Genomic DNA, 10941 nt, shown 5'->3' with positions numbered 1-10941 from the left:
GCGATCGTTGCTGAACTTGCCGCTTAACTTAACGGCATTAGGGTCAGAGCCCGGTTTTGGGCACTTTCTCGACGTACAACGAGCCCGCCGGTAGTCCAGCCGAACGCGCTTGCCGCAAAAGTCGGTCATTAAAAAGTGGTCTGCCTGCGGATTTTCCGTGTCGGCTGATTTGCCGGCCGCATCCAGGGCGGCGGCGCGAGCGGCCGCGCGGGCGGCGTGAAGCCGGCGGCGACGAAGCGGTGCAGCGACGACCACGGCCATTCCGCCGGATGCTGGCAAAAGCCGTGGCGCATCGGATTGCTGTGCACGTAGTCGATCAGGCTCGAATATTCCTCGTCGTCGCCCACGCGGTAGTCGCGGTAGTGGCGTTCCCAGATGGTGCCGTCGCCCGTACCCGCATCCCCCTTCGCCTTCGCGCCGCCCGGCAGGCAGGCTTTATGGAGGGCCTTGGAAAAGGCGATCTTGACCGCGCGCCAGCGCGACGCGCAGTCGTGGTCGCCCGGCGGCAGCGTCCAGATCGCATGCGCGTGGTCCGGCAGCACGACCCAAGCGTCGACGTGGAACGGCTTGCGCACGCGCGCCTGGCGCATCGCTTCGCCGAACGCGGAGAAATGGTCCGTCAGCAGGGTGCTGTCCCGATCCAGCAGACGCACCGTAAAGAAAAAAGTCCCGCCCGGGACGCGGTTGTCGCGGTAATTTGTCATGAACGTAGTCTGCCAAGCGGCGCAGCCATGCCGTGTCGATCTGGCGCAAACGCGCACGAGTTGAAGAACCTCAACCACATCGATTCTACCTACGATGTTTGTTTGACGACGATCCATTTCCGCGCGTTACGCGGCATGGTGGATGTGACAAACCTGCCGTTTTGACACCGTGCAGGCGCCACTGGTGCGCTGTCCATAATTTTTTTTCAATTCGCCTGAACCTTTCCGCCCCCATCGGTATTAACCGGACGATTTCCGTAGTAGCAACCGCTACCGGTAGCCGATCGGGTCCGCTGTGTCGTTCATGCCATCCATTGCCCTGATGTCCAAGCAGCTGGTTTGCACCGGCCAGCTCGTCGCGCCCGACGCCGCTGCGCTGGTGCGCCTGCTGTTGCTGGCGCCCGTGCTGGAGGAATGGGTGGTGCGGGCCGGGCTGCAGGAGTGGCTGATCCGGCGCGCGGCGCCCGTGCCGGCGGCCCTGTCGGCGGCCGCGTTCGCGTTGCTGCATGCCGGTTCCGGCTGGCGCGCGGTCGGGCTGGTGCTGGCGCCGGGACTGGCGCTGGCGCTGCTCTACCAGCGCAGCCGCGACTGGCGCCTGTGCGCACTGGCGCACTGCGGGATGAATGCACTGGCCCTCGGTGGCTGTGTCCTTTGAACGAATTTGGGAGTCCCCTATGATCGGGCTGCATCGAAGTCTCTCCTCCGTACTCGTCCTGCTTGCCATCGTCCCGGCCGTGCACGCCGCCGATGCGTTGAACGGCAAGAACCTGTACCTGAACGGGCCGGTTGGCGGCGGCACCAGCTGCTCGTCGTGCCACGGCGCTTCGCCCGCCGCGAACGTCAACGGCATCCTCGCCGCGGCGAATAATCCGAGCGTGATCAGCAACGCCTTCGCCGCCAACAAGGGCGGCATGGGCACGCTGTTCAACGGGCACTTCACGACGGCGGAAATCGCGGATCTCGCCGCCTTCATCGGCAACCCGACCGTGACCGCCGCGCCGGCGGCGGCCGTCAATCCGGCCTCGCTGAGCTTCGCGGCCACGACCATCGGCCAGTCGGCGTCGCCGCTCGCCACCACGCTGTCCAATACGGGCAACGCGGCGCTGACCGTCGGCACGTTGAGCCTCTCCGGCGCGGCCGCGGGCGACTACGCCATCAGCGGCGGCACCTGCGCCAACGGCGCGTCGCTCGCGGCCGGCGCCAGCTGCACCGTGCAGATCGGCTTCAAGCCTGGCGCCGCCGGTGCGCGCAGCGCGTCGCTCGTCATCGCGCACAATGCCACGGGCGGTTCCAGCACCGTGGCGCTCTCCGGCACCGGCAACGCCGTGGCGCAGCCGACCATCGCGCTGTCGGCCAATGCCATCGACTTCGGCGCCCTCGTCGCCGGCACCGCATCGCCCGCGCAGAACGTCACCGTCAGCAACACGGGGCAGGCCGCGCTGACCTTCAGCAGCATCGCCGTCGGCGGCGCCAACGCCGGCGTGTTCACGCTGGGCGGCAGCTGCAGCACCGCCGCACCGGTCGCGGCGGGCGGCAGCTGCACCGTGACCGTGACCGCGAAATCTTCCGGCAACGGCGCGTTCAGCGGCAATCTCGCGCTGGCGTCGAACGCCTCCAACGGCGCCGTATCCGTGCCGCTGTCCGGCACCGTGGCCGCGGCCGCGCCGGCCGTCACGGCCAGCCCGTCGGCCGTGTCGTTCGGCTCGCAGACGATCGGCGCCCCGGCCGCCACGCAGACGGTCACGCTGGCAAACAAGGGCAACGTGGCGCTGGCGCTGAACGGCATCGCCGTCTCGGGCGCGACCACCGTCGCCATCGCGAATAAAACCTGCGGCACGTCGCTGGCGGTGGGCGCCAGCTGCACAGTAACTTTATCCTTCGCACCGACGGCGGCAGGCGCCGCGGCCGCCACGCTGGCGGTCACGTCGAACGCGGCGCCGCTGCAAGTGACGATCAGCGGCACCGGCACCACGGCGCCCGTGGCCAAGCCCGCGCTGTCCGAAGCGGGACCGGTCGCCTTCGCCGACACGCAAGTGGGTAAAAGCGCCGCGGCGCACACGATCACGCTGTCGAACGGCGGTACGGCCGCAATGACAATCGCCTCGCTCGTGCTGGACGGCGCGCAGGCGGCCGACTTCGTGTTGGGAGGCACCTGCGCGACCAACGCATCCGTCGCCGCAGCGGCCAGCTGCACCATCGACATCGGCTTCAAGCCGACGGCCGCCGGCCAGCGCGCCGGGATCCTCGTGCTGATGACGGACGCGGGCACCCAGTTCACCGTGGCCCTGGGCGGGACCGGCGTCGCCGTGCCGGTGCCGATGCTGACGGTGAATCCGCAATCCTTCGACTTCGGCGCCGCGGACGTCAACGGCACCGCGCCCACGCACCACATCACGCTGACCAACACGGGCGGCAATGTGGCGACGGTGACGGCCGCCACGTTCTCCGGTCCGTTCGCGCTGCAGGCCGATGCATCGGGTTGCGCGGCCGTCCCGTTCACCTTGCAGCCGGGCGCGAGCTGCGACCTGGTGGTGCGCTTCACGCCGGTCGGCGCAGGCGACGCGGCGGGCAGCCTGGCGCTCGCGGCCGACGGCGGCGGCACCTGGAACGTCGCGTTGAGCGGCAAGGGCAATGTACAGACCGTGCAAGCGCCGCAGAACGCCGGCGGCGGCGGCTGCTCTTCCATCAGGAACGGCAACGATCCGGTGCTGGCGCTGCTGGTGGTGCTGTCGTTCGGCGTGCTGGGATGGCGCCGCTTCGTCCGCAAGGAGGTGAAGTAATGGGCGCCCGTACGACGCGCGTACTGCGCATGGCGGTGGTGCTGGCCGCGGCGCTGGAGGCATCGACCGCCTCCGCGCTCGATAAAGGCGCCGCAGCGCCGCAGTTCGACCTGCCGGGCAAGGATGGCACGGTGCAGCTGGCGAAGTTCCAGGGCCGGCTCGTGTACGTGGATTTCTGGGCCTCGTGGTGCGGCCCGTGCCGCCAGTCCTTCCCGTGGATGAACGAGATGCAGGCGCGCTACGGCGCGCGCGGGCTGCAGGTCGTGGGCGTGAATCTCGACGCGAAAAGCGACGACGCGCGCCGCTTCCTGGCCGAGACGCCCGCGCGCTTCACGATCGCCTTCGATCCGGCCGGCGCCACGCCGCGCGCCTACGGCATCAAGGGCATGCCGAGCAGCGTCCTGGTCGGCCCGGACGGCAAGGTCCTGTACGAGCACGCCGGCTTCAAGGAGGCCGACCGCGCGCAACTCGAACAGGTGATCCAGAAGGCGCTGGGAGGTGCGAAATGAGGGCGCGCTTCTTCCTCCTGATCGCGCCGGCGCTGCTGGCGCTGGCGGGCTGCGCCACCGTCCAGCCCTGGGAAAAAGGCAACCTGGCCAAGCCGGAGATGACGTTCGGCGGCGACAAGCTCGAAACCCGTTATGCCGACCATATCTATACGAGCCGTGAAGCCGCTTCCGGCGGTGCGGGTGTCGGCGGCGGCGGCTGCGGCTGCAACTGAAGGGGAACACATGACGAAACCCATGCAACCTCCGCAGGAACTCGCCGCCTCCCTGCTCGCCGCCGCGCTGCTGCTGCCAGGCGTGCAGGCACTGGCCGACGAGCCGCCGCAAAACGGCAGCATCAGCCTGCGCTATCTCGATTACGCCGACCGCCAGTCCGGCCTGGACCGCATCCGCGCGCACTCGCCGTCGATCGCGGTGACGGCGCCCGTCGCCAGCGACTGGTCCATCGAAGGCACGCTGACGGCCGACGACGTGTCCGGCGCGTCGCCGCGCTACCACACGGCCGTCTCCGGCGCCTCGCACATGCAGGACGAGAGAAAGGCGGGCGACTTCGCCGTCACGCGCTACTTCCGGCGCGGCACGCTGACGGCCGGTGCGGCGTATTCGACGGAGCACGATTACGTGTCGCGCGCGCTGTCGCTGAACGGCACCCTGTCCAGCGAGGACAACGACACGACGTGGGCGTTCGGGCTCGCGGGCAGCCGCGACAGCATCGACCCGGTCAACCACGTCGTCGTCGACGAGCACAAGAGAACGGTCAGCGTGCTGGCCGGCGTGACGCGGGTGCTGACGCCGAACGACATCGGCCAATTGACGCTCACGCGCACGAACGGCGACGGCTATTTCAACGATCCGTATAAATTGTTTGATAACCGGCCCCGTTCGCGCCGCCAGAACACGGTGCTGCTGCGCTGGAACCACTACCTGGACAGCACGGGCGGCACGACGCGCCTGGGCTACCGCTACTACAGCGATTCGTACCGCATCCGCGCGCACACGCTGTCCGGCGAGTACGTGCAGCCGCTCGCCGGCGGCTGGAGCGTCGTGCCGGAAGTGCGCCTCTACACGCAGAGCGCGGCCTCGTTCTACTACGATCCCGTGTACGACGGCACGCTCGGCCCGCCGTTCCCGCCGGGCTTTTCGAGCGGCGCGGGTGTCGACCGCCTGTCGTCGCCGGACCAGCGGCTGTCCGGCTTCGGCGCCGTCACGGTGGGGCTGAAGGTCGTGCGCGAGATCGGCAAGCTGTGGACGGTCGACGTCAAGGTCGAGGGTTACGAACAGCGCGGCAGCTGGCGCCTGTTCCACGACGGCAGTCCGGGCCTGGCACCGCTGCGCGCCCGCATCTTCCAGGTCGGATTGACGCGCCGATGGTAGAACAGGTCTACCGCTTTCCGTTCGACGCGATGGCCTGCCGGTGCGAAATCCGGCTCGCCGCGGTGGACGGCTGTGCGGCGGACGAACTGGCGCAGCTGGCCATCGCCGAGGTGCGGCGCATCGAGCGGACGTATTCGCGCTACCGCACCGACAGCATCGTCAGCCGCATCAACGCCGCGGCGGGGCGCTATCGCGTGGAATGCGACGCCGAGACGGCCCAGCTGCTCGCCTACGCGGACCATTTATATCGCGCCAGCGACGGCCTGTTCGACATCACCTCGGGCGTGCTGCGCCGCGCCTGGGATTTCCGCCATCCGCGCGTGCCTGCGCCGGACGAACTGGCGCCGCTGCTGGCGCTGGTGGACTGGCCGGCCGTGCGCCGCGAGGACGGCGGCATCTTCCTGCCGCGTGCCGGCATGGAGATCGACTTCGGCGGCTTCGGCAAGGAATACGCGGCCGACCGCGCGTGCGCATTGCTCCTGCAAAGCGGCGTGCGGCACGGCTACGTGAACCTCGGCGGCGACATGCGCTTCGTCGGGCCGCAACCGGATGGCCGGCCCTGGGCCATCGGCATCCAGGACCCGCGCAAGCCGGACGGCATCGTCGCCAGCATCGCCGTGAGCCAGGGCGCGCTGGCGACGAGCGGAGATTACGAGCGATTTTTCGACATCGACGGCACGCGCTACTGCCATGTACTGAATCCGCGCACCGGCATGCCGGTGTCGTACTGGCGCTCCGTGAGCGTGCTGGCGCCGCTGGCCGTGCTGGGCGGCAGCGTGTCGACCATCGCCATGCTCAAGGAAGCGGACGGGTTGTCCTTCCTGGCCGCCAGCGGCCTCGCGTACTTCGCCATCGACGGCGCGGGACAAACGCATCACCACAGTATTTCAGGAGATTACGCATCATGAAGCACCTCTTTCGATGGATGGCCGCGCTCACTCTGATGATCTGCGCGGCCGGGCAGTCGGCCATGGCCGCCGACGATTTCCTGCCGCCCGAACAGGCGTTCAAGCTGAGCGCCGAGCTGCGCGCCGGCGGCACCGTGCACCTGGCCTGGGCCATCGCGCCCGGCTACCACCTGTACCGCGACCGCCTCGTGTTCACGGCGCCGCAGGTCGGCCAGCCCGCGCTGCCGGACGGCCTGCGCAAGTTCGACAGCAATTTTAATAAGGAGATGGAAACCTATGCCGGCCGGCTGGCGGCCGACCTGCCGGTCGCGGCGGACGCGCAAAAGCCGTTCGTGCTGCGCGTGGGCTACCAGGGCTGCGCGGACGCGGGCCTGTGCTACCCGCCCGCCGAGGTCGCGTTCACGGTGGACCCGGCGACGCCGGGCGCGCTGAAGCCCGCGGCGCCGGATGCCGCCGCCGCACCGGCACCCATCGCAGCCGCAGCCGCACCGGCACCGCAGGCCGCGCCCGCGCAGGAAGACGATAGCTCGCTGGCCCGCCGCACGCTGCAGTCGGGCAGCGCCTGGCGCATCGGCCTCGCGTTCCTCGCCTTCGGCCTGTTGTTGTCGTTCACGCCGTGCGTGCTGCCGATGGTGCCGATCCTGTCGTCCATCATCGTCGGCGAGGGCAATGCCACGCGCCGTAAAGGTTTTATCCTGGCGCTGGCCTACAGCCTGGGTATGGCGCTCGTCTACACGGCGCTCGGCGTGGCGGCGGGTCTGGCCGGCGAAGGTCTCGCCGGCGCGCTGCAGAAGCCATGGGTCCTGCTCACGTTCGGCGGCTTGCTCGTGGTGCTGGCGCTGTCGATGTTCGACGTCTACCAGCTGCAGCTGCCCAGCAGCCTGCAGAGCCGCCTCTCTGCGACCAGCGGGAGCATGAGCGGCGGCCGTTTCGCCGGCGTGTTCGTCATGGGCGCGCTGTCGGCGCTGATCGTCGGTCCGTGCGTTGCCGGTCCGCTCGCGGGCGCGCTGCTGTACATCAGCCAGACGCGCAATGTGTGGACGGGCGGCTGGGCGCTGTTCTCGATGGCGGCCGGCATGAGTGTGCCGCTGCTGCTGACGGGCGTCTCCGCGGGCAGCCTGCTGCCGCGCGCCGGCGCCTGGATGAACCACGTGAAGCGCGTGTTCGGCCTGCTGCTGCTGGCGGTGGCCATCTGGATGGTGACGCCCGTGTTCCCGGTCGCCGTCGCGATGCTGCTGTGGGGCGCGTTCGCCGTGCTGTGCGCCGTGTTCCTGCGTGTGTTCGAACCCGTTGCCGCCGGCGCGGGGCTGGGCCGCTACGCCGGCAAGACGCTGGGCCTCGTGCTGCTGACTGGCGGCCTGTTCGAACTGGTGGGCGCGGCCAGCGCGGGCCAGGACGTGCTGCAGCCGCTCGCCCACCTGCGCGGCACGGCGCTCGCCGCCGCGGCGCCGGACGGCAAGCAGGGCAAGGAAACGCGGTTCGAACGCATCCGCACGCTGGCCGAACTGGATCGCGTGCTGGCGTCGTCCGCCACGCCCGTCATGCTGGATTTCTATGCCGACTGGTGCGTGTCGTGCAAGGAGATGGAGCGTTTTACCTTCTCCAGACCGCAGGTGGAAGCGCAGATGAAGCAGGTGCGCCTGCTGCAGGTGGACGTCACCGCCAACAATGACGACGACCGCGCGCTGATGAAGAAATTCGGCCTGTTCGGGCCGCCCGGCATCATCCTGTTCCGGCAGGGGAAAGAGGTGCCGCAAAGCCGCGTGATCGGCTTCATGGCGCCCGAGCAGTTCGCCGCCCACCTGTCCCGCCACTTCGCTTCCTGATACCTGCCCATGAACCGACATGCCAACGTCCTGATCCTGGGTTCCGGCCCGGCAGGCTATTCCGCCGCCGTGTACGCGGCGCGCGCCAATCTGAATCCCCTGCTCGTCACCGGCGTCGCGCAGGGCGGTCAACTGATGACCACCACCGACGTCGAGAACTGGCCCGCCGACCCGGATGGCGTGCAGGGACCGGACCTGATGCGCCGCTTCGAACTGCACGCCCGGCGTTTCGAAACGCAGATCGTCCTCGACCACATCCACACCGCGCACCTGCACGAGCGGCCGCTGCGCCTGTCCGGCGACCTGGGCGACTACACGTGCGACGCGCTGATCATCGCCACCGGCGCCTCCGCGCGCTACCTGGGGCTGCCGTCGGAGCAGGCCTTCATGGGCCGCGGCGTGTCGGCCTGCGCCACGTGCGACGGCTTCTTTTATCGCGGCAGGGAAGTCGCCGTGATCGGCGGCGGCAACACGGCCGTGGAAGAAGCCCTGTACCTGTCGAACATCGCGGCCAAGGTGACGCTGGTGCACCGCCGCGACCATCTGCGCGCCGAGGCGATCCTGGTCGAGCGCCTGCTGGCGCGCGTGGAAGAGCGCAAGGTGGACATCCTGTGGAACCACGAGCTGGAAGAGGTGCTGGGCGATGATGCGGGCGTGCAGGCGTTGCGCCTGCGCGGCGCGGCGGGCACGCGCGTGCTGCCGGTCCACGGCGTGTTCGTGGCCATCGGCCACCAGCCGAATACGGCCATCTTCGCGGGCCAGCTGCACATGGAGAACGGCTACATCGTCACGCGCACGGGGCGCCACGGCTTCGCGACGGCCACCAACGTGCCGGGCGTGTTCGCCGCCGGCGACGTGCAGGACCACGTCTATCGGCAGGCGATCACCAGCGCCGCCAGCGGTTGCATGGCGGCGCTGGACGCCCAGCGCTACCTGGAGGAGTAGGCCGGGCGGAACGGGATCAGGCGCTGAGCGGCTTGTAGCGGATCCGCTTCGGCTTGGCGCCTTCTTCGCCCAGACGCTTCTTCTTATCGGCTTCGTATTCCTGGTAGTTACCGTTGAAGAAGGTGACTTGCGAGTCACCTTCGAACGCCAGGATGTGGGTCGCGATGCGATCGAGGAACCAGCGGTCGTGCGAGATGACCATCACGCTGCCCGCGAATTCCAGCAGCGCGTCTTCCAGCGCGCGCAGGGTTTCGACGTCCAGGTCGTTCGACGGTTCGTCCAGCAGCAGCACGTTGCCGCCCTTGAGCAGCGTCTTGGCCAGATGCAGGCGGCCGCGTTCACCGCCGGACAGGTTGCCGACGAGTTTCTGCTGGTCGGCGCCCTTGAAGTTGAAGCGGCCGAGATAGGCGCGCGACGGCATCTCGAAGCGGCCGACGCTGAGCATGTCGGCACCGCCGCTGACGTCCTCGAACACGGTCTTGCCGGCCGCGAGGCTGTCGCGCGACTGGTCGACGAGCGAGACCTGCGCCGTCTTGCCGATGACGACTTCGCCGCTGTCCGGCTGCTCGACGCCGGCGATCATGCGGAACAGGGTCGATTTACCGGCGCCGTTCGGGCCGATGATGCCGACGATCGCGCCCGGCGGCACAGTGAACGACAGGTTGTCGATCAGGAGGCGGTCGCCGAAGGCTTTCGAGACGTTCTTGAATTCGATGACTTCATTGCCCAGGCGTTCCGCGACGGGAATGAAGATCTCCTGCGTCTCGTTGCGCTTCTGGTATTCGTATTCGGACAGTTCGTTGAAGCGGGCCAGGCGCGCCTTCGACTTGGCCTGCCGCGCCTTCGGATTCTGGCGCGACCATTCGAGTTCCTTCTGCAGTGCCTTCTGGCGCGCCGATTCGGTGGCTTCCTCCTGCTTCAGGCGTGCCTGCTTCTGGTCGAGCCAGGACGAGTAATTGCCCTTCCAGGGGATGCCGTGGCCGCGGTCCAGTTCCAGGATCCATTCGGCGGCGTTGTCGAGGAAGTAGCGGTCGTGGGTGATGCCGACGACGGTGCCCGGGAAGCGCAGCAGGAACTGCTCCAGCCACTCGACCGATTCGGCGTCCAGGTGGTTGGTGGGCTCGTCCAGCAGCAGCATGTCCGGTTTGCTGAGCAGCAGCTTGCACAGCGCCACGCGGCGCTTTTCGCCGCCCGACAGCACGCCGATCTTCGCATCCCACGGCGGCAGGCGCAGCGCGTCGGCGGCCATTTCCAGCTGCAGGTTCAGGTTGCCGCCGTCGGACGCGGCGATGATCGATTCCAGGCGCTCCTGCTCCTTCGCCAGCGCGTCGAAATCGGCGTCTTCCTCGGCGTAGGCGGCGTACACGGCTTCCAGTTTCGCCTGCGCCTCGAAGGCTTCGCCCAGGCCGCTTTCCACTTCCTGGCGCACGGTTTTTTCCGGATCGAGCTGCGGTTCCTGCGGCAGGTAGCCGATGTTCAGGCCCGGCATCGGGCGCGCTTCGCCCTGGATGTCGGTGTCGATGCCGGCCATGATCTTCAGCAGGGTCGATTTGCCGGAGCCGTTCAGGCCCAGCACGCCGATCTTCGCGCCCGGGAAGAACGACAGCGAAATGTCCTTCAGGATCTGGCGTTTCGGTGGGACGATCTTGCCCACGCGGTTCATGGTGTAGACGTAATTGGCCATTGATATGTTCTAGTGCTTCGATGTGAAATGAGGACGACAGGATACTGTAGAAAGGCGCGCCCGTCGCGCCCGCAACCGGGGTCAGAGCCCGAAAACAGGAAATTTCCCTAAACCGGGGTCAGAGCCCGGTTTCAGGAAATTGCCAAAAATCGGGCTCTGACCCTAATGCCGTTAAGTTAAGGTTCTTCGAAGGCGGCGCTCGGGATAACGCTGG

General features: G+C 68.2%; 10 protein-coding genes. 8 read left to right on the top strand and 2 right to left on the bottom strand.

Annotated features, from left to right (window positions below; translation table 11 throughout):
* Positions 1-128: 128 nt before the first annotated feature.
* Positions 129-704, bottom strand: a complete 576-nt coding sequence (locus tag ASC93_RS27955; RefSeq protein ID WP_056450448.1) for a transposase — start codon at positions 702-704, stop codon at positions 129-131.
* 304 nt (positions 705-1008) lie between these two features.
* On the opposite strand from ASC93_RS27955, the gene mrtJ reads away from it, so the two are divergent.
* Genes mrtJ through trxB form a run of 8 tightly spaced genes read left to right on the top strand, consistent with a single transcriptional unit; the run spans position 1009 to position 9043 of the window.
* Positions 1009-1359, top strand: coding sequence for a JDVT-CTERM system glutamic-type intramembrane protease (gene mrtJ / locus ASC93_RS27950; RefSeq protein WP_229412898.1), 351 nt, complete (start codon positions 1009-1011; stop codon positions 1357-1359).
* Between the two features lie 19 nt (positions 1360-1378).
* Positions 1379-3484, top strand: coding sequence for a choice-of-anchor D domain-containing protein (locus tag ASC93_RS27945; protein WP_056450444.1), 2106 nt, complete (start codon positions 1379-1381; stop codon positions 3482-3484).
* Entirely contained in the window at positions 3484-3993 is a 510-nt protein-coding gene (locus ASC93_RS27940) for a TlpA disulfide reductase family protein (RefSeq protein ID WP_157202157.1), read from the top strand. The genes ASC93_RS27945 and ASC93_RS27940 overlap by 1 nt, the downstream gene beginning before the upstream one ends.
* On the top strand, positions 3990-4205 hold the full coding sequence (locus ASC93_RS27935) for a DUF4266 domain-containing protein (RefSeq protein ID WP_056450442.1): 216 nt from the start codon (positions 3990-3992) through the stop codon (positions 4203-4205). The genes ASC93_RS27940 and ASC93_RS27935 overlap by 4 nt, the downstream gene beginning before the upstream one ends.
* Before the next feature lie 22 nt (positions 4206-4227).
* On the top strand, positions 4228-5364 hold the full coding sequence (locus tag ASC93_RS27930; RefSeq protein WP_229412897.1) for a DUF3570 domain-containing protein: 1137 nt from the start codon (positions 4228-4230) through the stop codon (positions 5362-5364).
* Complete coding sequence (locus tag ASC93_RS27925) at positions 5358-6272, top strand: FAD:protein FMN transferase (RefSeq protein ID WP_056450438.1); 915 nt, start codon at positions 5358-5360, stop codon at positions 6270-6272. The genes ASC93_RS27930 and ASC93_RS27925 overlap by 7 nt, the downstream gene beginning before the upstream one ends.
* Positions 6269-8098, top strand: coding sequence for a protein-disulfide reductase DsbD (dsbD, locus tag ASC93_RS27920; RefSeq protein ID WP_056450436.1), 1830 nt, complete (start codon positions 6269-6271; stop codon positions 8096-8098). Before ASC93_RS27925 ends, dsbD begins: the two co-directional genes overlap by 4 nt.
* A gap of 3 nt (positions 8099-8101) precedes the next feature.
* The gene (gene trxB, locus ASC93_RS27915) at positions 8102-9043 is read left to right on the top strand and encodes a thioredoxin-disulfide reductase (RefSeq protein WP_157202156.1); all 942 of its coding nucleotides are present in this window, start codon (positions 8102-8104) and stop codon (positions 9041-9043) included.
* A gap of 16 nt (positions 9044-9059) precedes the next feature.
* On the opposite strand, the gene ettA is transcribed toward trxB, so the two are convergent.
* Positions 9060-10727 carry an energy-dependent translational throttle protein EttA gene (ettA, locus tag ASC93_RS27910; RefSeq protein ID WP_056450432.1) on the bottom strand — a complete coding sequence of 556 codons (1668 nt, stop codon included), beginning with the start codon at positions 10725-10727 and terminating at the stop codon, positions 9060-9062.
* Positions 10728-10941 lie beyond the last annotated feature (214 nt).

The sequence above is a fragment of the Massilia sp. Root335 genome, assembly GCF_001425685.1.
Classification (GTDB): Bacteria; Pseudomonadota; Gammaproteobacteria; order Burkholderiales; family Burkholderiaceae_D; genus Telluria; species Telluria luteola.
The sequence above is the reverse complement of the archived record's forward strand: the minus strand, read 5'-3'. Positions and strand labels throughout refer to the sequence as shown.

Bases quoted from the DNA above. Each gene is read 5' to 3' on its own strand.
- ettA (WP_056450432.1), bottom strand. From the start codon at position 10,727: ATGGCCAATTACGTCTACACCATGAACCGCGTGGGCAAGATCGTCCCA.
- ASC93_RS27925 (WP_056450438.1), top strand. From the start codon at position 5,358: ATGGTAGAACAGGTCTACCGCTTTCCGTTCGACGCGATGGCCTGCCGG.
- dsbD (WP_056450436.1), top strand. From the start codon at position 6,269: ATGAAGCACCTCTTTCGATGGATGGCCGCGCTCACTCTGATGATCTGC.
- ASC93_RS27940 (WP_157202157.1), top strand. From the start codon at position 3,484: ATGGGCGCCCGTACGACGCGCGTACTGCGCATGGCGGTGGTGCTGGCC.
- ASC93_RS27930 (WP_229412897.1), top strand. From the start codon at position 4,228: ATGCAACCTCCGCAGGAACTCGCCGCCTCCCTGCTCGCCGCCGCGCTG.
- ASC93_RS27945 (WP_056450444.1), top strand. From the start codon at position 1,379: ATGATCGGGCTGCATCGAAGTCTCTCCTCCGTACTCGTCCTGCTTGCC.
- ASC93_RS27955 (WP_056450448.1), bottom strand. From the start codon at position 704: ATGACAAATTACCGCGACAACCGCGTCCCGGGCGGGACTTTTTTCTTT.
- mrtJ (WP_229412898.1), top strand. From the start codon at position 1,009: ATGCCATCCATTGCCCTGATGTCCAAGCAGCTGGTTTGCACCGGCCAG.
- ASC93_RS27935 (WP_056450442.1), top strand. From the start codon at position 3,990: ATGAGGGCGCGCTTCTTCCTCCTGATCGCGCCGGCGCTGCTGGCGCTG.